Origin of the sequence: Streptomyces sp. NPDC026589 (assembly GCF_040638385.1) — a bacterium.
Classification (GTDB): Bacteria; Actinomycetota; Actinomycetes; order Streptomycetales; family Streptomycetaceae; genus Streptomyces.
The window spans coordinates 27,631-52,925 of sequence record NZ_JBEZYG010000001.1; the positions used below are offsets into that span (position 1 = coordinate 27,631).

23 protein-coding genes, 1 pseudogene and 2 CRISPR repeat arrays (1 of these 26 running past the window's edge) are annotated in these 25,295 nt (G+C 69.7%); of the genes and pseudogenes, 8 read left to right on the plus strand and 16 right to left on the minus strand.

The window, feature by feature from the left end; translation table 11 throughout:
• Together AB0F29_RS00145 and AB0F29_RS00150 are read right to left on the minus strand one after the other, a co-directional pair.
• A partial coding sequence (locus AB0F29_RS00145; RefSeq protein ID WP_361866147.1) for a tetratricopeptide repeat protein occupies positions 1-1,858 on the minus strand: 1,858 nt, incomplete at its 3' end.
• A 146-nt stretch (positions 1,859-2,004) separates the two neighbouring features.
• A complete protein-coding gene (locus AB0F29_RS00150; protein WP_361866149.1) occupies positions 2,005-2,478 on the minus strand; it encodes a hypothetical protein in 474 nt (157 codons plus the stop codon).
• Positions 2,479-2,871: 393 nt separating this feature from the next.
• On the opposite strand from AB0F29_RS00150, the gene AB0F29_RS00155 reads away from it, so the two are divergent.
• Together AB0F29_RS00155 and AB0F29_RS00160 are read left to right on the plus strand one after the other, a co-directional pair.
• Entirely contained in the window at positions 2,872-3,147 is a 276-nt protein-coding gene (locus tag AB0F29_RS00155; protein WP_361866151.1) for a DUF6233 domain-containing protein, read from the plus strand.
• 92 nt (positions 3,148-3,239) lie between these two features.
• Positions 3,240-3,707, plus strand: a complete 468-nt coding sequence (locus AB0F29_RS00160) for a hypothetical protein (protein WP_361866154.1) — start codon at positions 3,240-3,242, stop codon at positions 3,705-3,707.
• Positions 3,708-3,743: 36 nt separating this feature from the next.
• Here AB0F29_RS00160 and AB0F29_RS00165 read toward each other — a convergent pair whose 3' ends face one another.
• Entirely contained in the window at positions 3,744-4,652 is a 909-nt protein-coding gene (locus tag AB0F29_RS00165) for a hypothetical protein (protein ID WP_361866157.1), read from the minus strand.
• Positions 4,653-4,786: 134 nt separating this feature from the next.
• Between AB0F29_RS00165 and AB0F29_RS00170 the strand changes: the two genes are divergently transcribed.
• Together AB0F29_RS00170 and AB0F29_RS00175 are read left to right on the plus strand one after the other, a co-directional pair.
• A complete protein-coding gene (locus AB0F29_RS00170; RefSeq protein WP_361866160.1) occupies positions 4,787-5,386 on the plus strand; it encodes a hypothetical protein in 600 nt (199 codons plus the stop codon).
• A 79-nt stretch (positions 5,387-5,465) separates the two neighbouring features.
• The gene (locus tag AB0F29_RS00175) at positions 5,466-5,816 is read left to right on the plus strand and encodes a hypothetical protein (protein WP_361866163.1); all 351 of its coding nucleotides are present in this window, start codon (positions 5,466-5,468) and stop codon (positions 5,814-5,816) included.
• A 117-nt stretch (positions 5,817-5,933) separates the two neighbouring features.
• Here the strand turns inward: AB0F29_RS00175 and AB0F29_RS00180 are convergent, their stop codons facing one another.
• The 5 genes from AB0F29_RS00180 to AB0F29_RS00200 form a co-directional block, all read right to left on the minus strand.
• Positions 5,934-6,491: an XRE family transcriptional regulator gene (locus AB0F29_RS00180; protein ID WP_361866166.1), complete on the minus strand. Its 558-nt coding sequence runs from the start codon at positions 6,489-6,491 to the stop codon at positions 5,934-5,936.
• A complete protein-coding gene (locus AB0F29_RS00185) occupies positions 6,404-7,939 on the minus strand; it encodes a transcriptional regulator (protein WP_361866167.1) in 1,536 nt (511 codons plus the stop codon). The genes AB0F29_RS00180 and AB0F29_RS00185 overlap by 88 nt, the downstream gene beginning before the upstream one ends.
• A complete protein-coding gene (locus AB0F29_RS00190) occupies positions 7,903-8,970 on the minus strand; it encodes an IS110 family transposase (RefSeq protein ID WP_361866170.1) in 1,068 nt (355 codons plus the stop codon). The genes AB0F29_RS00185 and AB0F29_RS00190 overlap by 37 nt, the downstream gene beginning before the upstream one ends.
• Positions 8,971-9,317: 347 nt before the next feature.
• Entirely contained in the window at positions 9,318-9,692 is a 375-nt protein-coding gene (locus tag AB0F29_RS00195) for a DUF6193 family natural product biosynthesis protein (RefSeq protein ID WP_361866172.1), read from the minus strand.
• A gap of 348 nt (positions 9,693-10,040) precedes the next feature.
• The gene (locus AB0F29_RS00200; RefSeq protein ID WP_361866175.1) at positions 10,041-10,613 is read right to left on the minus strand and encodes a hypothetical protein; all 573 of its coding nucleotides are present in this window, start codon (positions 10,611-10,613) and stop codon (positions 10,041-10,043) included.
• Positions 10,614-10,809: 196 nt separating this feature from the next.
• Between AB0F29_RS00200 and AB0F29_RS00205 the strand changes: the two genes are divergently transcribed.
• From AB0F29_RS00205 to AB0F29_RS00215, 3 genes and pseudogenes are all read left to right on the plus strand, one after another.
• Positions 10,810-11,049 (plus strand): hypothetical protein, encoded by a 240-nt coding sequence (locus AB0F29_RS00205; protein WP_361866177.1) that lies wholly within the window; start codon positions 10,810-10,812, stop codon positions 11,047-11,049.
• A gap of 29 nt (positions 11,050-11,078) precedes the next feature.
• A complete protein-coding gene (locus AB0F29_RS00210; RefSeq protein WP_361866179.1) occupies positions 11,079-11,438 on the plus strand; it encodes a DUF6233 domain-containing protein in 360 nt (119 codons plus the stop codon).
• A 276-nt stretch (positions 11,439-11,714) separates the two neighbouring features.
• Positions 11,715-12,503: pseudogene (locus AB0F29_RS00215) on the plus strand (transposase); the annotation flags it as partial.
• Between the two features lie 171 nt (positions 12,504-12,674).
• Positions 12,675-14,406: a CRISPR direct-repeat array (repeat unit 24 nt; unit sequence CACCCCCGCGTCGGCGGGGAGGAC).
• 17 nt (positions 14,407-14,423) lie between these two features.
• Here the strand turns inward: AB0F29_RS00215 and cas2e are convergent.
• The 7 genes from cas2e to casA all read right to left on the minus strand — a co-directional run bounded on the left by cas2e (position 14,424) and on the right by casA (position 20,588).
• Entirely contained in the window at positions 14,424-14,741 is a 318-nt protein-coding gene (gene cas2e / locus AB0F29_RS00220; RefSeq protein ID WP_361866182.1) for a type I-E CRISPR-associated endoribonuclease Cas2e, read from the minus strand.
• Positions 14,741-15,679 carry a type I-E CRISPR-associated endonuclease Cas1e gene (gene cas1e, locus AB0F29_RS00225; protein ID WP_361866185.1) on the minus strand — a complete coding sequence of 313 codons (939 nt, stop codon included), beginning with the start codon at positions 15,677-15,679 and terminating at the stop codon, positions 14,741-14,743. Before cas1e ends, cas2e begins: the two co-directional genes overlap by 1 nt.
• 56 nt (positions 15,680-15,735) lie before the next feature.
• Complete coding sequence (gene cas6e / locus AB0F29_RS00230; RefSeq protein WP_361866187.1) at positions 15,736-16,386, minus strand: type I-E CRISPR-associated protein Cas6/Cse3/CasE; 651 nt, start codon at positions 16,384-16,386, stop codon at positions 15,736-15,738.
• Entirely contained in the window at positions 16,383-17,159 is a 777-nt protein-coding gene (gene cas5e / locus AB0F29_RS00235; protein WP_361866190.1) for a type I-E CRISPR-associated protein Cas5/CasD, read from the minus strand. The genes cas6e and cas5e overlap by 4 nt, the downstream gene beginning before the upstream one ends.
• A complete protein-coding gene (gene cas7e / locus AB0F29_RS00240) occupies positions 17,156-18,319 on the minus strand; it encodes a type I-E CRISPR-associated protein Cas7/Cse4/CasC (RefSeq protein ID WP_361866192.1) in 1,164 nt (387 codons plus the stop codon). Before cas7e ends, cas5e begins: the two co-directional genes overlap by 4 nt.
• Positions 18,316-18,927 (minus strand): type I-E CRISPR-associated protein Cse2/CasB, encoded by a 612-nt coding sequence (gene casB, locus AB0F29_RS00245; RefSeq protein ID WP_361866194.1) that lies wholly within the window; start codon positions 18,925-18,927, stop codon positions 18,316-18,318. Before casB ends, cas7e begins: the two co-directional genes overlap by 4 nt.
• 74 nt (positions 18,928-19,001) lie before the next feature.
• Entirely contained in the window at positions 19,002-20,588 is a 1,587-nt protein-coding gene (gene casA / locus AB0F29_RS00250) for a type I-E CRISPR-associated protein Cse1/CasA (RefSeq protein WP_361867009.1), read from the minus strand.
• 285 nt (positions 20,589-20,873) lie between these two features.
• Between casA and AB0F29_RS00255 the strand changes: the two genes are divergently transcribed.
• Complete coding sequence (locus AB0F29_RS00255; protein WP_158706563.1) at positions 20,874-21,044, plus strand: hypothetical protein; 171 nt, start codon at positions 20,874-20,876, stop codon at positions 21,042-21,044.
• A gap of 144 nt (positions 21,045-21,188) precedes the next feature.
• On the opposite strand, the gene cas3 is transcribed toward AB0F29_RS00255, so the two are convergent.
• On the minus strand, positions 21,189-24,029 hold the full coding sequence (cas3, locus tag AB0F29_RS00260) for a CRISPR-associated helicase Cas3' (protein WP_361866197.1): 2,841 nt from the start codon (positions 24,027-24,029) through the stop codon (positions 21,189-21,191).
• Between the two features lie 270 nt (positions 24,030-24,299).
• Positions 24,300-25,295: direct repeats of the CRISPR family, unit length 29 nt; unit sequence GTCCTCCCCGCCGACGCGGGGGTGTTCCG (it continues 2,634 nt past the right edge of the window).

The window sequence follows — 25,295 nt, forward strand, 5'->3', positions numbered from 1 at the left end:
GGTGGTCGGAGCCCAGGAGCTGTTCCCGGTCGGCCAGCAGTTTCTGGTACGCGGCCGCGGCGCCGGCTGCGTCGCCGGCCTTACCCCGCCAGTGGGCTAGGTTGGCGCGGGCGGTCAGGGTGTGAAGGTGGTCGGAGCCCAGGAGCTGTTCCCGGTCGGCCAGCAGTTTCTGGTACGCGGCCGCGGCGCCGGCTGCGTCGCCGGCCTTACCCCGCCAGTGGGCGAGGTTGGCGCGGGCGGTCAGGGTGTGAAGGTGGTCGGAGCCCAGCACTCGGACCAAGTCGTCCAGCAGCTGCGTGTACTCGGCCACGGCGCCGGCCGCATCCCCCGCTTCACCCAGCCAGTAGGCGAGGTTTCCGCGGGCGGCCAGGGTGTCGGGGTGGTCGGGGCCCTGAACTCGTGCCAGGTTGGGCAGCAGTTCCTCGTACGCGGCTGCGGCGCGGGCCGCGTCTCCGGATGCACCCTGCCAGCCGGCGAGGTTGCTGCGGGCGGCCAGGGTGTCGGGGTGGTCGGGGCCCAGGTGGTAGCTGGTGGTCTTGGCCAGGCGGTGGTAGTGGGCCGTGGCGGCGGTGAACCGGCCAGCCTTGCCGAGGCTTTCGCCGGTGCGGAAGAGCACTGGGTGGGCGTTGGACCGGTGGAGGGAGTCTTCGGCGGCGCGGGTAAGCGCAGCGGCGTTGGCGCGTAAGGCCTGGGCAAGGTTGGTATCTCTTTCGACGGCGGGCCAGTCGGTGGCGAGGGCGTCGGCGGCGGTGCGTGCAACCCGGTGGTGCTGGTCAGGGGTGAGGGCGTCGCTGGTGGCGCGCTGGATGAGCTGGTGGATCCGCACAGCCTGGTGAGGGGCGGCAGGCGTGTAGTCGATGAGACTGAGCCGGCGCAAGACGTTTAGCGCGAGCACGGCGTCCTCGCCCAAGACCGAGGGCGGCTGGTGCGTGCCGCCCGTGTCGGTGGCGGTGCGGTGCTCGGCGGCGTATACGAGGGCGGGCTGGCTGGTGAGGACCGTGGTGGGGATGCCGTTGGGGTCGAGGAAGGCGGCCAGGTGGAGCATGGGGCGGGCCAGGCCCACCGGGCGGAGCTGGTTGGCGCGTTCGACGGACAGGGACCAGGTGGCGGCCAAGGTGGCGGCCTGGCCGTCAGGGAGTACGCCGGGTTCCGGGAGCAGGTCGGCCAGCTTCCTGACCCGGTCGGCCAGCAGTTGCCGGTAGGAGGCGCAGTTCAGGTCCGTGTCGATGATGTAGGACGCGGCCTGGGCTAGGGCGAGTGGCAAGTGTCCCAGGTCGGCGGCGAGGCTGTTGATTTGCTCGGTTGGCTCGCGACAGCTGTGCGCGGCAAGCACGGCGCGGAGGTAGGCCGCGGATTCTTGGGGGGTGAACAGGCCCACGGTAACCAGGCGTCGGCCCGCTCCGGTGAGGGCGGCCTCGCGGCGGCGCGTGGTGACCAGGACACGGCCAAGCGGACTGGTGGGCGGCCACCAGCCGCGCATGTCGGCTGGGTCCGTGACGTCGTCGAAGACGATCAACCACCGGCACGACTTCTGGCCGGCCTTGGGTTCCAGCCAGGCCAGAAACGCCCGCGCGGCCTGCTCGGGGTCGCGGGGGTCGGCGGCAAGGACCTCCACACCAGCCCGCGCGTAGCCGGCCATGATCGCTGAGCGGCTGCTCGCACTAATCCACACCAGCACGTCGACCCCGCCCCTGAACCAGGCGGTACGAGCGTAGTCGGCAGCCAGCTGGGTCTTGCCCACCCCGCCGATCCCGGTCAGTACCTGGGTGAGCACCGGGTTGCCCCCGCTGTCGACAGCCGCCTGTAACTGGTCGACTTCGGCCCTGCGCTGGAAGGACAAGGCGCGAGGTGGGAGCACGCCGACTTGGTGCGGCCAGGCGGCCGGCGTGCGGGGCGGGGCGTGGTGGTGGACTTGCTCGGCGTAACCGACGGCGATGCTGCCGCGGTCGGCGAAGATGCCGCCGACGTTGTGAGTCGGCGTGGCCGAGGCGATACCGGGTGCGCTCAGTCCTGCTGCGGACCCGGCTGGGAAGGGTTTCCCAGTGTCACATTCCCCATGGTCACGGCGGCGGCGGACCCGCGATCGGCCCGAACGTCCACGTCCCCGCCCACGGCCAGTCCACTCTGGCCAGCCGACACACTGCTGTGGGAGGTCTGTTGGGCTAGCAGGGTGCGCAGTTCATCCGCGATCCTGGCCTGCTCGATGTCCTCCAGACTTTCCAGCAGAGCCTCGATCCGTCCCTGCCACGCGGCCTCCTGACGGATACGCACCCTCTGCACCTCGGTCGGCCGAGCCGCCTCCAGCTCGCCCGCGGTCTGATCGAGGCGGTCCAGCTCGGCGTGCTCGCGCTGCGGATTCCCCCGGCCGAACCAGCCGGCCACCTGCTGGCGTGCCCCTGTCCATGCGTCCGTGCCTGCGGCCTGCACCACCGCAGTGCCTCCCGCCGCAGCCAGCGCAGCCATTGCCTCCGACAGCATCCTCGCCCTTCCTCCTGAGAGACCAGCCCGGAACTGGCGCAACGCACGACACCGGTGCGCTTACCACGTCACTCCATCAGACACGCGCCGCCGCTGTCCCTGGTTCCGTCAAGAATGCGGCCGTGGTACGGGTGCCAGGCACCGTACCTGGGGTGAGATTCAGCCGGGCTTGCCCGTACGGGCGTACATGGGACCAGAAGAGCGGGGTCAGGCCGCGCCGGTCGGCAGGCGGAGAAGGTCGGACCACATCTCCGCTTACGCCTGACCGGAAATACCGCACACCTCAAACAATGCCCCTTCACCAGGTGGACGGCGACGTCCAGGCCGCAGAGTACCGGGGGTGTACGCGCCCCCGAGCACGTACGATCCATCGACGGCCTCTCCTACGACGCAGTGCCCACCGAGCGGCTGCCGCCGTCGATGCGTGACGCGCTGGGGCTCCGCCGGCCCTCGTGCTGGGTGCTGCGGAAGCCCGGCGGCCGCGGGCCCGGCGGCATCGTGCTGCACGCCGCCGACTGCACCGAGGCCCCGCAGAACGCGCCGCTGCTGCCCCTGGAGCGGCGCTGGACGTCGCGGAGCAGCCCGGGCACCCGCCTGTGCTCCCTGTGCGGCGCAGCGCAGGAGCTGGACCCCGTGCTGCGCGGCTTCGACCACATCGGTGACGACTGATCACCCCTGCGGGTGATGACGCCCTGGTGGGCGAGGACGCCCGGCCAGTACGTTCCCCCTGACCTGATGACCGAAGAGGGGGAGGCGTAGGGATGGACGAGCAGCGAGGCGCGTTACGAGGGCTGCGGGTCTTGATGTGGGTGGTGATCGCCATCGAGGTGCCGGTGTACCTGATCTGGCTCGTGCAGGTCGGCTATCAGACCGGGCAGCAGCTGCCCAGCGGCCACGCCGGACGGTGGGCACCGCCGGTGCTGCTGCCGCCGGCGGCCATCCTGTTCTGCGTAATGGCGGGCTGGACGTGGTGGGGAGCCGTGGTGGCCCGCACCCGCTCGCCGCTGCGTGAGCGGTGGATCGTCGCGTCGCTGGTGTTCGTCGCCGCCTTCTCGGTGTTCTGCGGGGTGGCCTCGGTCGACGACCCGTCCTTCTCGGTGGGCCTGCTGAGCGCCGCCGTGACCGCGCTCGGCATGATCGGGCTGTTCTTCATCCCGGCCGCCGCCTCCCGCCAGCTGCCCGACGTCATCCGCCGGCGCTCCCGCCGAACATCCGGCGAACCGTCCTGACGTTGCCCGCCCCACCCGGCCTGGAGCGTCAGCCCCTCACCCGCCGGCGCCGCGCCACGCCTCGGACTCCTCGTCCTCGCTCAGCTCGTAGCCCTCCGGGTACGCGGCGTCCGCGCGCTCCCGGGCGGCCTCAGCGGTGGCGCAGACCTCGCGCCTGAGACGGGTGAGCAGGGCGAGCGCCGGTTCGTGGGTGATCGGGTCGACGATGTCGCGGGTGCGGGCCGTGTCCCAGTCGGCGACCCGCACAGCGGTGTCCACCAGGAGCTGCGCTTCGTCGACGGCGACGCCCACGGTGTCGTCGCCTGCGGCGGCCGACGCGATCAGGCGGTTGCGGATCACCCGGGCGTTCTCCCAGCCACGCCAGACGCCCTCCTGCTGGTCTGCGGTGCTGCCGCGGCTGACTCCCTGCGAGAGCGGAGGGAAGGCCAGCACCAGCTCGGCAGCAGCGCGCCAGTCCATAGCCCGCGTCTGCACCCGGACCTCCGCGACGATCCGCGACCGCAGGCTCTCCACCCGCCACGTCCGCGAGCGCGCGTCGCGCTCCAGGGACAGGCAGTCCGGGCACAGCGGCGGCCCGTACCGGGCCGGAGGCTTCCACGAGCGGCTGGTGCGCAGCAGCTCCGTGCCGCAGTCGGCGCACAAGATCCCCGACGGCGCCGGTCCGATCGCCGCGAGCATCTCGTGGAGGTGGAGGCCGGCGGCCTCTGCCAGGGGCCGGCCGTGGATCCCGGGCTGCTGCCAGTACAGGTGCCTGAGCACCCCGATCAGCTCCGGAGCGTGGACTGCATCCACCTCGTCACGCAGTCGCTCCACCTGCTCCAGCACACTCTGCCGCGTGTGGTCGCGCCGCTGTTCGGCTTCCGCGAGCCCGGCTTCGGCACCGGTGAAATCGCGGACTGACCCCTCGATGTCACCCAGAATCTCGTGCAGGCTCTCCTCGCTCATGCCCGAGAGCTTATGCACCAGGTCAGCGGCCCCTTCCTCAAGGTCGGGTCCTCATCGGCAACGGAAGCGTTCGGGTTGTGCGTCAGGTGGGCAACGGGCCGGACGGCGGGCCGGTGTACGCCCAACCTGTGGCGATGGACAAGTTGATCGAGTTGGTCGGCACTCTCGTCTCCGGGGCGGTCATCGCCGTCCTGGTGGCGTGGCTGACCAACCGCTCCCGCAACAGGCAGGAGCAGCAGGCCGAGATCGGGGCCCTGCGCGTACAGGCGGATGCGATGACCGTCGCGGTGATGGAACTGCAGGGCGCGGCCGTCGCCAACCGCCTGCTGTGGGAGGGGCCCGCCGAGCACGGCCGCACATTCCTGCTGACCCTGCTCGCCTTCGCCGGTGGTGCCGCCCGCGCCCGGATCGCCGGCGGAACGGACGTGCAGAGCGGACTGGTGGGCTTCGGGCGCGCGGCTGAGCTGCTGAGCCGCGAGAGGGTGGCGAGCAAGCAGATCGTGGCCGCCGTGCGGGAGCCGCTCACCCGGGCCGGCACCGCGGCCGCCCCCCTCATGCGCTGCTCCGACCCAGCTGTCGTCACTGCCACCGAGCAGCTGCTCACCGCTCTGGCCGCAGTGGAAGACACCGCGCGCCTGGAGTCCGCCCTGGAGGCGTTCGGCCGGGCCGTCAACGCGGCCACCGCGCCTCGGCTGTCCTGGTGGGCACGCCGTCGTGCAACGCGCACGACGTGACGCAGGAGTTCATCGAGACCGAGCGTGCAAACGGGCGCTTGACCGCTGGGTGTCAGTGGCGCTGGATAGCCTCTGCCACATGGGAACTTACGATGAAAAGTCGCGCGACTACGACCGACGAGCTGGCCAGGCGCTGGTCGCCTTCTACAACCTGGCCAAGGCTGGTGGCGGGCATAGCGGAAGAGCGGTTGAGCCTGCATACCGTGACCTGCTGGATGCAGCTGAGTCCACGTTCCGAGCGGGTATCGAGGCGGGTGACCTGGAGGGGGCAAAGGCCGGCTGGAACGAACTCGTTGACGTGGTTGCGCACATCGCGCACGCTAACGCCCGGATCGGGACGGTGCTGCTGGCCACGGCGGTGAATCATCTGGAGGAGACCCCGGAGGAGGTCATCGCCAAGGTAAGGGTGGAAGTGGAAAAGAACAGCTGACCTTCCGAGACAACAGAACCTGACATCCATGGGTGGCTGTGAATCTGCCCTCGTAGGATGTCTAAACGCCTCGTCCCCGGCAGCTGTAATGCCGGGGACGAGGCGTTTAGCGTGGAGCTACAGTTCGATGTCGAGCCGCTCCACGTCGGTGAACTCCACGCCCAGCCCCTGGGCGCGGGAGTTGTTCGCGCGAAAATACATCTGCGCGAGGCCGTCGGCCGCGATCTGCTGGAGCTGCTGCTCGTTGGCCCCCTGCTCCCGGGCAGTGAACAGGCGGTCGGCCCACTGGGGCGGCAGCGCCTGGGTGATGTCCCGGATACGGGCATCGTCGGTCGTGCCCCCAGCGGCTTCGAATCCGAACCGGGCGCGGGTGGAGACGACCAGCCCGCCCGTGGACGCCGCCTTCTTCCTCGCCTTCGCACGGACCTGCGGCTGCCACCGCTTCTTGACCTCGCGCTCCAGGCGGCCGCGCAGCTCCTGGCGGGGTCGCTTGAGCTTGCCCGAGACGTACCGCTCTACCGTGCGCTGGGAGATTCCGAGGGCCTGGGCGGCGGCCTTGGTGCCCTTGAGCTGTTTGACCAGGTACTTCATCTGTGCCTGGGCGCTCTGGGGGATGCGGCGGGTGAATGCCCCCTGAAGCGCGCGGTCCAGGCTGTCCCCGAGTGAGTCGACCATCGGTTACTCCCCTTCTCCGGCGCTCTGGTCGGTCTTGATGAGGTTGGCGATGTTGAAGACGCCGTCGCGCTCCTCGAACTGCTGCTCTGCCCACAGGACGGTCTGGGTGCCCTGGTGCTTGACCATCCCGGGCGAGACCCGAGCCGGAACGTGCCCGGCGCCGGCTTGCCCTCGGGCGTGTACGGCAGGACGTCCAGCGGGGACGGGCCGGGCGAGGGGTAGACGATGGCGTCGGTGCCGATCGCGACCGGGTACAGGTCGGCGGCGGCCGCCGTCTTCATCAGCTTGCGGTGCAGGCCGACCCTCTGGTTCGCGAGCACGGCGGCTCGGATGTCGGGGCGCCAGTTCACCCGCTCCAGTGCAGGGTAGGGCTCGTAGTACGGCACTTGGCCCCGGGAGCGCTGGCGCAGCTTGCCGATCGCGCCCTTCGCCGTTGCCTTGATCGCGGTCTCCAGCAATGCCATCGTTGGGTCGGCCTGCTTGCGCCGTGCCATCGCCTCGAGGAACTCCTGGCCCTGGAGGTCGGTGGTGACGCCCGTGTCGGCCATCGTGGCGATGTACGCGTCGCGCAGCCGCTTGTACCAGGAGTCCAGGTAGCGGCCGTTCTGCGTGCGGACGTACGCCTCGATCGGTGCGACGTCGAAGCCGAGCTCAACCGCGTAGGCGACGGTGGGCGTGGCGTACCAGGCCGGGCCGGTGGGGGTGTCGCCCTTCGGTGTGAACGGGCTCGGGAGCCGGGTGCCGTCGACGGTGCGGCCGTTGATCCGCACGCGGGAGAGGTCGACGTGGGAGAGGTCGACCAGCCACGAGCCGGGCAGCGCCGGGTCGAAGGCCGGGTTGCCGGTCAGGTGGGTCGGCCCGTTCAGCCCGACCGTGAGGCTGTTCGCGGCCGCGGCGAACGACATGTTGAGGTCGACGACGACCAGGTAGGGGTTGGCGCACTCCTCATCGGTCAGCGGCCGGCACCAGTCGTACGGTTCCTCCATCAGCATTTCTGCCGGGGTGCGCAGGTGGTGCCGGGCGAACTGGCCCTTGAGGATCGGGTGCTCGTCGGGGACCTCGCACGGCACCACCGGGTAGAGCTGGGTGAGCGCGTCCTCGTTGTACGCCTGCTCGAACTCGCCGGTCGCCGGGTTCCTCTCCGCGCGGGTCGGCGGGCGCAGCGCGGTCATCAGCTCCAGGCCGGTCGTCGCGGTGGAGCCGCGCGGCGTCATCACCCGGGCCGCGTACAGCCCGGGGTACTGGACCAGGTCGGCCGGGTGCATCGTCAGCAGCAGCTCCGGGTTGTCCTTGCGGCCCCACTCGCGGACGTCCAGAGCGTGCCAGGGCAGCACGCACAGCTGGACGCAGCGCCGCCTAGAGCCCTCGGGGTCGCGGTAGAGGCGGGCCCACGGGCCAAGGCCCCGCTGGGTCATCTGGAGCCCGGCGCGCTCGATCTGCTTGACCACCTTGTGGCCGGACGGGAGTCGGCCCGCGTGCCGCTCCTCCTCCGACAGGGCGGCGGGCAGGCCGAAGCGCTCCAGCGCGGACGCGGTGAGGACGAGGATCGGGTCGGCGTCGCGGCCGTTGCGGTGGAGGCGGCGAGGCGGTCCGGAGTCCCGAAGACGGCCATGTCTCCGCCGGTGGCGGCCAAGAACTCGGCTCCGAGGATGATACCGAGGCCGGGCATGCTGGTGATCACGTCGAAGTGGCAGTGGTCGCGAAACCGGGCCTCGATGAGCTTGTCGAGCTCGGCAACCTGCTCGTTGAGGATCGTTACCTCCTTCGCCAGCGTGTGCACCATCCGGGCGGTCAGCTTCTCCCCGGGCAGGCTGGTGTGCTGGCGTTCGGCCGCTTCGACCGCGGTCTCGGCGAGCTGATCGGCGCGGAGAACTTTGCGGTTTCGCAGCCAGGTCTCCAGGCGCTTGGCCCCGAGCCGACGGATGGCCGCAGGGGCCTGATAGCCGGTCAGCAGGGTCAGCGGGCCCTTGTTGGTGAGGTCCAGGGCTCGTTCCAGGCCCGGGAAAATACCGGTCAGCTGGGCCCTGAGCCGGTTCACCGTGCGGGTGCGGTCGGCGACCAGGTCCATGCGGCGGCCGGTGAGGATCTTGAGGTCGATGACGGTTTCGTCGCCGGCGCGTATGGGGTGCAGGTCGCGGCGGACGCGGACCTGGTCGGCGATGACGGCGGCGTCCTTGGCGTCGGTCTTCCCTTCTCCGCGGTAGCTCTCGGAGACGCGGTGGATGGCCCGGCCGGAGATGTAGTGGACCGGCTGGTCGTGGTTGAGGAGGATGCCGATGGCCAGGGCGGCTCCCCCGTCGGCCAGGTCGATGCCCCACGTCACCTCATCGCCCAGGGCCAGGACATCGGTGAGGAGTTCGAGGAGTTCGGGCTCATCGTTGGCGACGCGTCGCGACAGCAGCCGACGGCCGCTCTCGTCGATCGCGACGCAGTGGTGGTGGGTCTTGCCTGCGTCGATGCCGGCCCAGATCGCGGCCATGGTGCCTCCGTGCGGTGGGGTGTGCTGGGTTCCTCCCGACGGACGACCTCGCTGTCGATTCCCTACGGAGCGATCATTCGCAATTCCTAATTGGCAGCCGAGTCGTCGTGGGGCGTCGGGTGGCCAATCGTTGCAAGCCACAAACGGCAGAAGGTTGAAAGCCACACCCGACGCCCCTGGGTGGGAGAACCATACGAAGGGCTCGCCCGGTCCCGCAGACAACGTAGGGAAGGTTGAGCGGGGCCCGTTGAGGTCAAGCGGAACTGGTGATGTCCCGTCTCGGCGAGGGTTGATCAGTCTCAGCGGAGTTTGACCGCTCGTACCGGCACGGCAGCTCTGCGGCTGGTTCAGTCGATGGAGTTCTCCGGCGGGGGCCACGGTCCGTCGAAGGCGGGGCAACAGTCAGCGGGCAGGTGGGCCACTACCAACGCAGCCGCCTCCTGCGGTGTGAGTGACTCTCCCAGGACACGCTGCGGCACGCCCAGCGGCGCGTACACGATGCACGATTCCACGTCACCCACGATGAACGGCAGGTCGTTGCTCCACGGGTCCTGCGTGTTCCGGTGGAAGGAGAGCGCTCCGTGACTCGGAAAGGGAAACAAGGCCCGCAACCGCGGTTCGGCGTAGGCGGCCTCTATGACCGCGGGCTCCCCCCGTCGCGCCCCGGGATGCCTCTCCAGTATCCCCCGCCAGGTCTTCTCGACCACCGTCTCCTCAGCCATCCCGCGATCATGACGTCCGCACCCGGCCAGGACAACCCGCCACCTTGACGGCCGAACTCCGAGCCCAGCTCGCGGAGCTCTCCCGAGGACCGGTCAGCCGAGGCGTCTCTCGTCTGGGATATGAGGGAGAGCCACTCGATTCCCTCTTCGATGTCGGCCGCAGGTGATCACCCGGCATCGGGCACGTACCGGTGCCTGGTCTCGAATCATCGCCCCGATGTGCAGCCAGCTCGTCAGCGATGAGCGCTCAGACTTTCAGTGAGATCGGTCAAGGTCCAGTGAGACGGGACATGTCGCCTGGGCACCGGCGGGGCCCGGTGTCCGGTCTCAAGCAACCGAGTCGTCGTCTCAGCGAACCCAGCCGCTCGGGCTCCCGCCCCATTCCTGTGTGACCGGGCCGATACGGCGGCCTCTGTTGCGGTTCCCGAACGGACGGGCGCCATGGACGGCCATGAATTCCGCGATGAGGGCTGCCTCGAAGGCGCCGGGATCCAGGCCCGGGGTCTCCCGCCAGGCCACCAGGAGGGCGTCCGCGTCCACGAGCTGCCACACGTAGCGGCCGCCCCAGTGTCCGACGGCCTGGCCCGCGCCGAACTGGCGGAACTCGTCCAACCGCTTGCGCAAGCCCCGCCGTCCGTTGCCGCCTGCCGAAGCCTTGCCGACGTAGACCACCTCGGCGCCGTCCACCCAGACATCCTGCAACGTCGCCACGTCCACGGACGGGTCTCGGCCCTTGAAGTGCCCGGCGGGGCTAACGGCACGGAATCCGGGCATCCCGCTTTCGACGCGCACCACCACGTACACGCCGTCTGTCAGCGGTACATCGTTCTCCGGCAGAGTCGCGAAGCGAACGAATCCTTTGAACCCGCGTTCCGCGAGCGCGGTGCGCGTGAGCTGAGTTTCGGCATCCATGCCGAGCATCGTGCACCGCGGCTCCAACATCGTGTGCGCCGCCGACGAAATCAGTCGGCGGCCAAGCCCTGACCTGTGACGTCTGCGGCGTATGACAGAACGCCAATGGTTGCCTTCGATGAGACTGCGGCTGGGTTGATGAGACCGGACACCCGGTGGGCGCCCAGACTGGCACAAGAAATCGAACGCATGTTCTTATGAGGGGATGGACCGCTTCCCCTACCCCGACGACCTGATTCGCGCCCAGCAGGAGTGGCACGACGTCTACCGCGCGCTCGCCGTGCCGCGTCCGCGCCGTGCCACCGAGCTGCGCCGCCGGCTGCTCCACCTGTCGGTCCGGATCGAGTGGCATCCGTTCTGGTCCACTCCGGCCGGCTGGACGCCCGCGGCCCGAGTGGAGCTCCGGCGGCTCACCGGCGGGGACCGGCGTACGGACGCGGCGTGACCCTGCTGCGTGAAAGGGGCTGATCGGTCATGGGCGATCAGCCACCTGACCTGGACCGTCTCCGGACATTGGAAACCTGGCTGGTTCTCTCCCTGAAGCGGGTCCGTGAGCAGATAGCGGCTGTCGAACGGCCGGCACAGCCCCAGCGCGCACCCCAGCCCCCGGCGGCCGCCGCCCGGCCCGCCGGGCCGCGCCGCACGCCCACGCCTGACTGGGGCATCTCTGCTGCCGGTATCGGGGCGCCCGTCGCTGAGATCCACCGGGGCGACTGCTTCACCGGGGGCAAGATGATGCAGCCGATCAGCGCGGAGCGTGCCCGTGCCGAGCTGGCCGACGGTGTCCAGGCCTGCGGGGTGTGCCGCCCGGACAACGTGCTCATCAAGCCGTGACCACCCGTGCCTGGCGGGCTGGGTAGGGTCGGGGCAGACCGCGCCGTATGGGTGTGCGGGACAGGTCCGGGTCCCCGGAGTATGGCTCGGACCCCCGGTACCGGTGGCGCAAGCCACTGGCACCAGGCCCGCCCCGGGGTGGGTCACGATATCGCGCCCGCTCCCCCGTACGACCTCCGGTTCCGCCGATCTCATGCGTGACTGAGGCGACACATACTCATGATCACTTGTCCGTGGCGCCCCGGTTGAGGCCGCCGTCGCGCCCCGGCTCTCTGCGTCGCCCTCCTCGACCAGACTTTCGCGCAGATCCCCGACGCTCACCGCCACGGCACCCCAGTCCTCGTCCGCGCCGACAGCGCGGGCAGCGCCAGAGCCTTCCTCGCTCATATCCGAGCCCTGCGGGAACGCGGGATCCACGCCTTCTTCTCCGTCGGACACGCCGTCACCGACCAGGTCCGCCAAGCCATCCGCGTGCTGCCTGGCCAGGTCTCACACCCTGCACTGGAACAAGACGGCGCCCTGCGCGCCGGCGCCGAGGTCGCCGAGCTGACCGGCCTGGTCGACCTCACCGGATACCCGGACGGCACCCGCATCATCGTCCGCCGCGAGCGTCCCCACCCCGGCGCCCAGCTGTCCCTGTTCGACCAGGACGAAGGCATGCGCCACCAGGTCTTCCTCACCGACACGCCCGTCGCAGGCAGCGGCTCGGTCCAACACCTGGAGGTCCGCCACCGTGCCCACGCCCGGGTCGAGGACCGCATCCGCTGCGGCAAGACCACCGGCTTCGGCCGCTTCCCCTCCCGCCACTTCGCGATCAACCAGGTCTGGCTGGAGTTGTCCCTGACCGCCCTCGACCTGCTGGCCTGGACTCGCCTCCTGCTGCTGGACGGCGAGTTGGCCACCGCCGAGCCCAAGAAGCTCCGCTACCGACTCCTGCACGCCGCAGCCCGGATCACGCGCAGCACCCGTCGCCTACGACTACGGATCCCCACCACCTGGCCCTGGCGCCACGAACTGACCGCCGCATTCAGCCGCCTCGTCGCACTACCCCGACCAGCCACGTGACAGGCGAGACCGCCACTGACCACCCACGACCCGAGGACCCAGGAGCACCCGGCCATCGCGCCGGGCCTGCGTCATGCCCACCGTCCGACAGCAGCCCCACGGACTCCGGCACGGGGTTCACCCCAGCTCAGCCGACCCGAACCGAAACACGGAGGCTAAGGGGGCCCGGACCACCCCCGCGTCGGCGGGGAGGACGGTCCTGGAGCACGAGGGGCTACCTCCAGTCTCGGATCACCCCCGCGTCGGCGGGGAGGACACCTGACGGGCGCCGGTCCTGACCATCAGGAGCGGATCACCCCCGCGTCGGCGGGGAGGACGTGACGGGCAGACCGAGTTGGGTGAGCGTGGCCGGAACACCCCCGCGCCGGCGGGGAGGACTCGTTGGCGTGGTGAGCGGCGTTTCCCGCTGACGGATCACCCCCGCGTCGGCGGGGAGGACCTCCGGGATGTGTTCGCCCATGCCCAGGAGCGCGGATCACCCCCGCGTCGGCGGGGAGGACTGGGCCGTCCGCCCCGTCGAGGTCCCCGACGACGGATCACCCCCGCATCGGCGGGGAGGACTCGGACCATGGCGTTCGTCATGATCCCGGCCACGGATCACCCCCGCGTCGGCGGGGAGGACGTACCCGTTCGCCTCCAGCCAGACCAGGACGGCGGATCACCCCCGCGTCGGCGGGGAGGACGGTCATGGCAGTTGGTGTTCCTCGTGGCAGAGCGGATCACCCCCGCGTCGGCGGGGAGGACTGCCTCCTCGCCATCGAACTGCGCGCGGACGCCGGATCACCCCCGCGTCGGCGGGGAGGACGAACAAGGCGCGAAGATCAAGGAGGCGCAGAACGGATCACCCCCGCGTCGGCGGGGAGGACGTGCCGCCGAGTGGGGGCGCGCCGCAGGCCTCCGGATCACCCCCGCGTCGGCGGGGAGGACGGCGGCGATCGTCATGCCGGGGGCCAGGGGTGCGGATCACCCCCGCGTCGGCGGGGAGGACTCGCCGCGACCGGCGCACGTGAACAGGAGGGCCGGATCACCCCCGCGTCGGCGGGGAGGACCGTGGTCGTCATCTCTCTCCCTCACGTTCGGTCGGATCACCCCCGCGTCGGCGGGGAGGACCCGTAGCTGGTCGTGGTCGTCATGGCGGGTTCCGGATCACCCCCGCGTCGGCGGGGAGGACGGTGGCGGCGGTATCGCCGTCATCATCAGCTACGGATCACCCCCGCGTCGGCGGGGAGGACGCGGTGACAGCGTCGGCGAGACCCTGCTGGAGCGGATCACCCCCGCGTCGGCGGGGAGGACTTCCGCAGCGTCCCGGTCGCGAACCGCTCGAACGGATCACCCCCGCGTCGGCGGGGAGGACCCGTTGCGGGGGTTGCTTGCCACGGGCGCCACCGGATCACCCCCGCGTCGGCGGGGAGGACGTGCGGGCGTCCTGGAGGGCCTGGTCGCGGACCGGATCACCCCCGCGTCGGCGGGGAGGACCGTACGTCGCGAACACCAGCACCGACCCCGAGCGGATCACCCCCGCGTCGGCGGGGAGGACGTCGGCCTGGGTCACTTCAGCGTGACGCATGCCGGATCACCCCCGCGTCGGCGGGGAGGACTCTGCGACGAGTTTGCCCTCCGGCACCCCGAGCGGATCACCCCCGCGTCGGCGGGGAGGACGTGACGCTACGGCTGATGCGCCGCAGCAGGGACGGATCACCCCCGCGTCGGCGGGGAGGACGCGGACCGGGAGGAGGTCTGGGGCATCGAGTGCGGATCACCCCCGCGTCGGCGGGGAGGACCGCAGCCTGAAGGACGCCTTGTCGTGGGTGGACGGATCACCCCCGCGTCGGCGGGGAGGACGGAACCAACCAGCCCCCACCCGACGTGCAAATCGGATCACCCCCGCGTCGGCGGGGAGGACACTTCCTGACCTGCACCTCAAGAAGGGCTTTGCATTTCCTTTACCTTTGGTGCGGCGGTCATACGGATCAGGGTAAGCCCGTCGAAGTCGGCGGGTACGCGGCGACGGGTGCCGGCGGTTCGGATGGCGTAGCCCTGTTCGGTGGGGGCGGGGTGGACGAGGACGGCAGCACCGTCGCCCACGGTGTCGGTGACGGCTTGCCAGAGTTGGTCGCGGACGCGGGCGGAGACGCTCCCGACGAAGATGCCGGGGACGACCTCACTGGTCCAACGGCTGAGTGCTCCGCGGAGGTGATCAGGAACGGCCGTGGTGGCTATCACGAGCATGGACGGCATCATTCACCTCGGGCCGCGTAGTTGACGCCCGCGGGAAGGGTGCCGGCCTTGGGGTCCCAGAGGTGGACCAGTTGGACGTCGCGCTTCTCCTGTGGCTCGTCTTCGTCGGTGGCATCCGTGGAGCGTGGTGTCAGGAGGTTCTGGACGTCCCGGACGATGCGTGGGAGGAGCTTGAGGAGTCGTAGGTCTTCTCGGAAGCGGCGGCGTGCTTCCTGTTCGGGGTTGTCGGAGTTGTGGAGGGCGAAGGCCAGGGGGAGGGTGGTCTCGGCCTTGTAGAGGTCGGCGATGTCGTAAACGAAGGAGTGCTGCTTACCGGTGTGGACGAATCCGAGGGCGGGAGACAGTCCGAGCGCGAGCAGTGCGGCGTGGACGATGCCGTAGAGACAGGCGCTGGCCGCGGACAGGGCGAGGTTGACGGGATCCTGGGATTCCCATTGGTCGGGTTGGTAGTTGCGGCGGAAGCGGCCGATGCCGTGCTGCTGGGCGAGGATCTTGTAGAAGGCTTTCATCCGCTGGCCCTCGAGGCCGCGGAGTTGGTCGAGGGTGACGGCTTCGGGGAGGTCGGCGTCCTGGAAGCGCATGAGGTACATGCGGACGGCGACGTCGAGGCGTCGTTCGGAGTCGGACCAGCAGGCGACCTGCTGTTCCAGCCAGTGGGTGGTGAGGGAGTCGGGGAGGATGCCGGCGTAGGCGCGTACTCCGCCGGATCCGACGGAGACGACGCTGGTGCCGTGGCGGGCCAGGGTGTTCAGGGCAGGTGTGGTGATAGAGACGCCCGGGCCGAGGAGGAGGCAGGAGAGTGCCGCGGTGGGGATGTAGACGAGGTCGGTGCGCTGGGCGTCTACCTGGATTTGGGCGCAGACTCCGGTGTCGTCCTGTACCACGCGGACCATGTCGAGGTAGAGGAATGACAGGGAGTCGGCGACGCGGGGCAGCATGGCGAGGGTAGGTGAGGCGAGGCGCCGCCGGGCGTCGCCTCCCCTTCTCGGGGCGCTCATGCGATCGGTGCGGGGGCCAGGCTGAGCAGTCCGGCTCCGTACGGTTTGCCGCGTCCGATGCCGGCCAGGACGGCCTCGTGGAGGGTGTCGGGGTCGGTGACGGTTGCGGTGCCGTCGTAGCGGATCAGGCTGTGCCGCATGCCGTCGGCATCCTGCCTGTGGGGGCGGATCGGCGGCATGTTGGTGGGTGTCAGGACGTGGACGTGCAGGCCCGAGTCGGCCGCCCGGCGTAGCCACCACTGGTCGGCGTCCGGCCCGGACAGTGGCACGATCCGGCCTCGCTTTCCTTTTGCCTCGAGCGGGAGGCGCTCGCGCTTGGCGGGGTTGAGGACGATGCGGTAGCGGACGGCCAGCCCTTTGCGCAGGGCTGTGAACATGGGGGTGAGGCTCTTGATGTCTGCCTGTCCGTATCCGGCGGGGAGACGGTCAGGGTTGATGCGATTCGCTTGGACGAGGAGGGTGCTGGTGGTGTCGGTCTCGTCGAGGCGGTAGAGCAGGCCCGCCTGGCTGCGGGGCGATTCGCCGAGGCCGTCGGGCACCATACGCATGACCGTGCGGTGCATTTCGGTGGCGTCGCGAAGATCCCGCTGTACGTCGCGGCTGTGCGGGTTGAGGCGGATCCGGGCGATCACCGGCTCGTCGTTCATGCGTGTTCCTCGGCGTGGGCGTAGTCGATCAGACGCGTGAGCAGGCTCTTCTGCGGTCCTGCCAGAGAGCGGTGCACCGGCTCGGTGGTGCGGTAGAGACGGCGGCTGGCATGGGCCCGTCCGTGTGGGGCGAAGCTGATCGGCATGTCGTTGACCTCGATGATGTCGGCGGTCGCGCCGGGACCTCCTTCGGGAAGTGCATGCTCTCGGAGGAATTGCACCGGGACCGATTGTTCTGCGTCGTCACGGGGTTCGGGAGAGGTGAGAGGTACTCCGGTCAGCAGCTCATTCTCGGGGTCGTCGACGTGTCGGCGCAGGAGGAACGGCTCGTCGGGTGGGCAGGAGCGTCGGCCCAGGTACGGCGCCCAGTAGGGGCGCCGTAGTGCGGCCGCGAGCTGGGCGGTCAGGTCGTCGGGGGCGGTGACGGCGACGACGAAGACCGCGTCGGTCAGGTACTGGCGGCGGGTGATGACGGCCGCGTCCTTGTTGCTGCCGCCGCTGGTGGCGGCGGTGCGTTCCTTGGGGAAGCCGCCACCGACGGTGTGGTAATCCTCCAGCAGCGTGCCCGGTCGGTCGACCCGCACTGTCAGCCGCACCTGCTCGTACTTCTTGAGGCCGGCTGTGTCGCCCCGGGCGGTGCCCTGGGCAGCGGCGAACATTCCAATTAGCGCGGAACGGGTCGGGAAGGGGGCGGTCTCCCGCACGGGGGGGAACGCCGAGCGTTCACCCCAGGACTGCAAGGGACCGGCCAGGCGCAGCAGCAGTCCACTCACTGCTGGGCTCCCGCGACCGTGCTGTCGGCGGCGCTGATCGCGGCCTCGACGGCTGCGTCCACGAGCGTGTAGTAGGACTCGTGGGCGGTGCCGAGTCCCTTGGGGTTCTCCTGCGGGTCGATGACTGTGTGCCCGTGGAAGGGGCGGTTGCGGTCACCGGTGAGCCGGTTGATGTTGACGGTATAGGTGTCGAGTGCCTGGCGGGACGGCTTGGAGAAGCCTCCCTGCCGGTCGGCGGTCACAGGGGTTTCGAACGCGGCGGCCAGCGACAGCGGCCGGTGCTCACGCACCGCCAGGTACGCGAGGTCCGGCAGGGTATGCGGAGCCGTCGAGTTCTTCTTGGCCTGGGGCAGTGACATCAGGAAGTGCTCGGCGAACGAGGCCAGCACGGTGCGGGCGGCTTTGACGTCCCCCTCAAGGTTTTTCAGCAGGTCGGTGACGTTGACGGTCCCGTACCGGTAGAAGACGCCGGCGGCGAATTCGGCGGTGTCCAGGTGCCCGCTACCAGTCTCGGACTCGCCCAGCCAGTCGTCGACCGCGGTGAAGTAGTCCCGCTGTGGCTCCGCGGCGTGCGTGGTGAAGGCGTGCGCGACCTGAGCGGCACCATCGACGTTGGCGTCCGGCAGCTCGGCGAGCATGCGTCCCAGCAGGCTGATGGAGGCGGTGCGCCGCTTGAGGATCTCCTCGATCGTGCTCGGGGGCAGCGTCTGCGGGGCCTTGGCTCCCTTCTTGGCACTCGCCGCCTTCTTCATGGCGGCCTCCAGGGCCTCGCGGTGCCCGGCACACACGGTGGCGAGCTCCTCGACGGCCGCCTCCGGCAGGAACAACAGCACCGAGGTGTGACCGGCGGCCTCCAGGCCGATGCCCTTCTTTCCGGCGCTCACCGCCACCTGAGAGCCGGCGAATGCGGCCAGGTCGGTGGGCCAGCCCGCCCGCTCGAGCGTCTGCTGCACCTTCACGGGGACGAGGCGGGTTCGGGCCGCCTTCTCTCCGAGGTCCTTCTCCACACCGAGACGGATGGGCCGCTTCCAGGACTGGCTGGAGACCCGGATCCGCAGCGCGTCGCCGTAACGCACCTGCTTCGGAGATCCAAGATCGTCGCGGTTCAGGTTCGCGGCCGGCACCGACTGGAGCGCGTTCAGGTCCAGGTAGAGGGTCATCGCTCGTTCTCCTCGGGAAGAGTAGTGGTGGTGTCGGGGGCGCCAGCGGGCGTGGAGCGGCGGAAGTACTGGTCGAGCCAGCGAGTAGCAATGACGTCGCGGTCCTGGGTCCACCAGGACAGGTCCTTCAGCAGGACAGCCCAGTCGACCCCGGTGCCATTGCTCAGGAGCTGCCGGGTCAGGGAGGGAAGCGTGCGGTGAACGGCATCGCTGCTCTGCCGGGACATCAGGTGCAGAGCGCTCTCGGCCGTGCCCGCCTTCATGACGTCCCTCCGGACAGCCTCGCCGAGCGCGGCCCCCAGATTCGGACGCAGGTACCAGGAGGTGGCCGAGGTGTCCGCCGGCTCGGTGTGCCGGGCGGAGCGCGGGCGTGCCGCTATCAGCGAGGCCACCGAGTAGTAGGCGCGGCGGGTGTCCGGGTAACTGACGTCGTCGTGCTGGTGGAGCCAGGGCACGAGGTAGCGGTGCATGTAGTTGCACCGCTCGACGGGCAGGCCCAGGCCCCGGCGCAGCTCGGCACGGGTGCGGTTGTCCTGGCAGAGGTCGTGGACGTAGGAGATGAATCTGTCGTGTTTCGGCGGCGCAGCGGCCGCCGTGGAATCGGTCATGAGGCATCCCTGGTAGGGGGAATGGGTGAGAGCGCTGACAGATGGTCAGCGTGTGCAGGATGGCCGGGGCCGGCTCAGCCGGTTTTGGGGCCCAGGAGCGCGAGGAGCATCGAGCGGGCGCGGTGCCGGGCGCGCGCCACTCTGATGTCCGCCCGGCTGGAGGGGCCGATCGCTGCGTCCAGCGCCGACAGGGCGGCGTGAACGAACGGCTCCCGGGGCCGGACCACCCGCCGCTCAGGCTTGGTCAGCTGCCAGAACTCGGTCTCGGCCTTCGGCCAGAACTGTGTCAGCGCGGCGGAGGCCCACGGGCCGGGCTTGCGGGCGTCGAGCTTGACCTTCGCCTTCGGCGAGGGATCAATACTGGAGTCCGTGGCGATCTTCCAGGCGACCCTGGCCGCGAAGTCCAGCCGGTCACCCGCCTCTTCTGCGGAAGCGTGAGCGCGTTTGATGTGGTGCGCCATCTCCTCGTCGTTCTCCTCAAGCCAGGTCAGGACCCGGGGAGTCGTCGACGCGAACCAGACGCTGTCCTTCTGCTGGCCGTCCTGATCGAAACCGTAGGCCCGCACCCGCAGAGTGGGCAGCAGCGTTTTGGGCAGTGCGCCGAAGGCAGGCGGCCGCTGGGCGTCCTGCCGGTCGTCTTTCAGCAGCAGGGCGTCCAGGTCACGCCACAGCGCGCGGGCACCATCGGCCTCGCGGGGCTGAAAATTCCCGTCCTTGCGCCGGTCGAGGATCTGGTACGGGTCGCGCACCACAGGGGCCGGTGCGTGCGTGGACCAGGTGATGTACGCGTCCGTCACCTGTCGGCCGTCAGAGGTCGGAACGAGCAGCACGGCGTGGCGGAACCGGCCGGTCAGCATCCGACCCGGCCACGTGATCGGAATGCGAGGCTCTAGCGGGTGAAGAAGTTCGCCCTCCCACGGGCACAGGTCCTCGTCCTCGTCGAGTTCCTCGTCCGGCAGCCTCGGCACGGCCAGGATCAACGAGGTGAACAGGTCACTACCCGACGGGAAGTACGAGACCGACTTCCGCAGAGGTGCCGCGTCCCCACTGCCGGTCCGTTCCTCGGTGATGCGCCGGGGAGTGCACTGGCCTGACGGCCCGAAGTAGAGCTGGGCGATCAGATGCCAGACGGCCTCCGCGGCTGGCACGGGGACAGGAGCTGTGTCGGTGAAGTGGCCGAACAAGACCGCTCCGTTGATGCCGGTCGGCCGGCCCATCACCAGCTTGTTCACACCCGACGGGTTCGGCGCGCCCTTGGCGTCCACGCATTCGGTTCGAAGCCGAGGATCCTGCAGGAACGGCCTGTGCGGGTCAAACAGGTCGAACCTTCCTGACGGCACGCCCTTGTCGAAGTAGCTGTCCACGGCATCCGGATCGAATCGGCCCGTCCGCAGGACTCGCCGACGCAGATCGAGCCAGTCCTTGGCGTTCTCGGCGACGTCAAGGTCATCGAGGCGGTCGTCTTCATCGGCGGCAATCCTGGCTGTGATCGCTGCCAGGATCCGCATCAGCCCAGCCGCTGCCGGCGGCACCGGCAACTCCAGGTCTTCGATCTCATGAGCCTGCTTGAACACCTGCCGCAGTCCCAGCCGCGCCGACTCCCCAGTCAGCAGCCGCACCGGAATCCACGGCTCGTCCCGCAGGTCGAACCCCCCAGACATCAACAGCCCCCTCCACAAACATGGTCAGCGCGAAGCAGCACGGCAAGGTCCCAGCGAACCGCCGCCTGAGTAGCGCTTCGCATTCAAGCAGCCACCACTGACACAGGGGCTCCGTTCCGTGCTGCCGATCAGTAGAGCACCTTCCGGTGATGTGCGTGACGGATTCTCAGAAGGTTGGAGAGAGGGGTGGAGTTAGAGGAGGGGGGTTTGATCAACTTGCACCCCGGGGGCGGCGTCCGTTAGAACTGCCCTCCATCACACCAGAGTTGACTTCGAGGAGACCTCGTGAACCGAGTCCCAACCGCATCCGCGTCCTGGGCTTCACCGGCACCCTGGGTGCTGGTGATCGCCATCATCGTGATCGTCATCAGCATGAGACCCGACCCGGCCACCACCGGATCGTGCCTGCTTCTGCTGGCTGGGGCAGGGAAGGCGTACCACGGCTTCTCCCGATAGCCTCGTGGGAAGCAGTCGCCGTGCGCAGGCGCGACCGCTTCCCGCCGACGTGGGGGTGTACCAGTTGGAGAGCGCGGGGCTGAGAACAGCCCTACGCCTTCCCCGCCGATGTGGGGGTGCTCCACCTCAGGGCCGCTCTACCGCCTACTCGCTCACGAGGCCCAGGTCCTGATGGAGACTCAGAATTCTGTCGCCGACCTTCACGGCCTGGGCCTTGCCCTGGCGGACCGGCTGACGGAGGACTCGGAGGTCTCCCAGCATGGGGTGCTCGGCCCACGAGGAGGGCGGACTGAGGGTGTCCGGCTCGGCGTCACGGAACCAGTCGGCGCGCACGGGGATCGTACGGCGCATCACCTCTCGGACACGCGGGGCCGGCATCCTGCCGTCCTCGGGCATTTCGGGCAGCGGCTGCCTACCCTCGGCGTCGAGCGTCAGCTGGCCGCCCTCCTGCTCGTAGGCGCACAACAGGCGCACCGAGTCAGCGCCCAGACGAGTCGACACCTCCCACTCGCCCTCTTCCCCCTCCAAGGCATGCAGGTCATGCAGCTCGGCAACCTGCCGGGCACGCGGCACGGCGCACAGAGCAGCGATGCTCCGCTCCGCGGTCTCCTTGCCCTTGTGCTCCGCCCAAGCCTTCGCCTCGCGGCCGCCGGAGACGTTCCAGTCGAATTCCTCGCTGTCACCGTGGACCGCCTCGACCAGCCCTTGCACGTCGTCCGGAATGGCGATGCCGTCACCCTCGACCTCGGCCAGCATCCGGGAGGTCTTGCCAAGCAGGTGCTCGGAGTACACCTCACCCCACTGGACCGGTACCCGCCCACCGCCCACCAGGGGATCGAGGACAACGAGACGAGGTTCATCCGCCCACCCCGGGCGGCCGCGACCATCGGGGTACCCGTGCCTCTGCCAGTGCTTCTCATGCCGCCAGCAGCGGCCCGCCCGCTGCAGCAGCAACGACAGGGGGGCAAGATCGCTGATGACAATGTCCGCGTCCAGGTCCAGAGACTGTTCGACGACCTGCGTGGCCACCACGATCCGCCGGACCGGCCTCGGACCGCTCCGGCCCAGCCCCGCGGTGACCCCGGCCGTGCGCTCCTCCCGCACGTCTCCGGGGAATCGGGCATGCAGCAGCTGGACATCGCCCGCTTCCTCGTGGGAGCGCGGGTCGCTCTCTGCACGGAGCTGCAAGTAGGTCTCCTGCGCGCCGCCCACGGTGTTGCACACCACCAAAGCGGTACCGCCGTCACCCGTCGCGACCGGCTCCAGCAGCCGCTTGATCACCGCGATCCGGTCCCCCGCCCCGTCCTTCCCGCTGTGGACGACTCGCTCGACGTCCACCCTGAGCCGCATGTTCCGCGTACGGGCCTGCTCCAGCTGGCGATCCCGGGACATCGGCGTGCATGTGCCGGTCTCGCCGTCCACATACAGCCAGCCCGGGTAGGGCGCCGGGAAGGTCTGCCGTTTCAGTGCCGACGATTTGTGGCCCGCGCCCCGCAGGTACTCCTTGACCAAGCGGTCGCCGACCGAGCACGGCAAAGTCGCCGACAGCAGCACGACCGGCACGCCGTAGAAGCCCAGCCAGTTCAGCAGCCGGCCCAGCAGCACCTGCATGTACGGGTCGTAGGCATGCGCCTCGTCCACGATGAAAGTCTTGTTCGAGAGAGCCATCATCCGCAGAGCGTTGTGCCGAACAGGCAGCACAGCCATCAGCGCCTGGTCAATTGTCCCGACCGCGAACTGCGCCAGCAGCGGCCTCTTCGGTCCACGCAACCACCGTCCCGGCCGCATGTCGGCCTCCCGGCGACGGCGCCCGGCCGGAGCCTCGTCGCCGTCGCAGGTCACCACCGCCTCGCCGTCCAAGTCTTCGTCGGCGTAGGAGCTGCTCAGCCACGCCATGCTGTGAACCAAGGTCAGCCCGGCTTCCTCCCCGGACTGGTTTCCCAAGGTCCTGGCGACCCGGTCGTGCATCTGGTCACTGGTGGCCATCGTCGGCAGCAAGAACGCATACCCGTGCGTGCCGAAAATCTTCGACAGGATCCGCTCCGCCTCCAGCGCGGTCTCCGACTTCCCGTCACCAGGCGCGGCAGTCACCAACATGATGCCGCCTCGGCTCCCGGAACCTGCCGCAGCCAGCAGGTCGCCCATAACCGACCGCTGCAAGGGATTCGGCTCCCCCGCGATGCCGTACGCCTCGGCGAAGTCCTTGCGCTCCAGTTCCACCGGAGTCAGCCCGGCATCCCTCAGCAATCCGGCCGCGTCAGCCTGCGAGCGCCGGAAATGAGCGGCCAATGAAGGCTCGAGCGTGCGCTGGCGTCTCCGCAGGTATCCCTCCTGACTGACCAGCCAGTCCGCGAGTATCACCACCCCCGTCACCAACACGGCAACGGGAGCCTCAAACGACACGGGCGCGGCCGGGGACCCCAGCGCCTCGTGCACTGCTGTGGCATGCGCGACCCGCTGGCCAGCCCACGCCGCGCCGCCGAGAAACGCCGGATAGGCGCCGTGCACCTGACGGTGGAAGCGGCCGTGATGACCGCCGATGATCTCCGCAACTCGTTCAGCGGCGCTCATCTCGTCTTCATCGTCGAAGCCCAGGACCGCCAGCACCGCGGCCGCAGCAGTCATGCCCGCCACGTCGTGCCCGGCCCGTTCGGCGCTCATCCGCTCGCTGCCCGCAGCCAGCCCGGCGCTGAGGAGCTGCGCAGCCGGCCGTGAACAGAATTGGAACCCCGACACCTTCCCGATATCGTGCAGGCCAGCACACAGACCGACGAGCGCCCGAGCGCGATCCGGTTCCCCGGCCAAGCCCATCCCGTCGGCTATACGCGCCCTCTGGTTGCCCGCCAGGTAAACGTCCCACAAGTGGAGCGCCATCGCGGCCGCGTCGAGAAGATGCCTCACCAGCGGGTAGGGAGGCAACGCCGGATCCAGCCCCCGGGACTTTCCCCACACCGACTCATCCACCACGTTCCGCCTGTGCAGCACGCCAGCCCTCTCCGCTCCACCACTCGAACCTGATCTGGCAACGGAAGCGAAACCGCCACCCATCGCATACAAGCACCCGGCACTGACATTAATATCGCTACTCGCGTACCGACGGCCGTTCCTCGATCAGTAACGGGGCGCGGTCCTCGCCTTGGCGACCTTGCCAGCTGCAGCTGGATAGAGTGGCGGCATGCGTCTGACTGACCGCCTCACCCCATCAAGAATGGCAAAGAAAACGCAAAGCCCTTCTTAAGGCGCAGGTCAGGAAGTGTCCTCCCCGCCGACGCGGGGGTGTTCCGTCCAGGATGGGGTAGTCCTGGGTGGGGTCGATGTCCTCCCCGCCGACGCGGGGGTGTTCCGCAGATCGCCGCGGTCGACGGATTCTCCATCGAGTCCTCCCCGCCGACGCGGGGGTGTTCCGACTCCTGAGCGTGAAGGCCGAGGCAGTACAGAGTCCTCCCCGCCGACGCGGGGGTGTTCCGCCGCCGCCGCGAATCTGTCGCGCGAACTTCGGGTCCTCCCCGCCGACGCGGGGGTGTTCCGGGGCCTGCCTACATCAACCCGGCATGCCCCAGGTCCTCCCCGCCGACGCGGGGGTGTTCCGCTGTAGGCGTCCGTGAACTCCGTTGCGAACACGTCCTCCCCGCCGACGCGGGGGTGTTCCGGCGATCAGGTCAGCTGTCATGCGGGGCTCCCAGTCCTCCCCGCCGACGCGGGGGTGTTCCGTCTCCAGTGTCCGGAGACGGTCCAGGTCAGGTGTCCTCCCCGCCGACGCGGGGGTGTTCCGGGCCTTTCCCGTGGCTTCGTGGAGCTTGACCCGTCCTCCCCGCCGACGCGGGGGTGTTCCGTTCGAGCGGTTCGCGACCGGGACGCTGCGGAAGTCCTCCCCGCCGACGCGGGGGTGTTCCGGCGGCCGAAGAGCGGGTCCGGATTACGCGGGCGTCCTCCCCGCCGACGCGGGGGTGTTCCGCGGGACGGCCGCGTGACGACGACGGCGTTCTCGTCCTCCCCGCCGACGCGGGGGTGTTCCGGCGCAGCGGGCAGCCGCACAGCCCGTCGCGGAGTCCTCCCCGCCGACGCGGGGGTGTTCCGCCGTAGTCGACGGACTCGTCGACGCCGGTGTCGTCCTCCCCGCCGACGCGGGGGTGTTCCGGCGGCATGAACGGCGGCAACATTCTCGAGCAGGTCCTCCCCGCCGACGCGGGGGTGTTCCGGGACCGATCCTGTGCCTGATCGTAGGGACTACGTCCTCCCCGCCGACGCGGG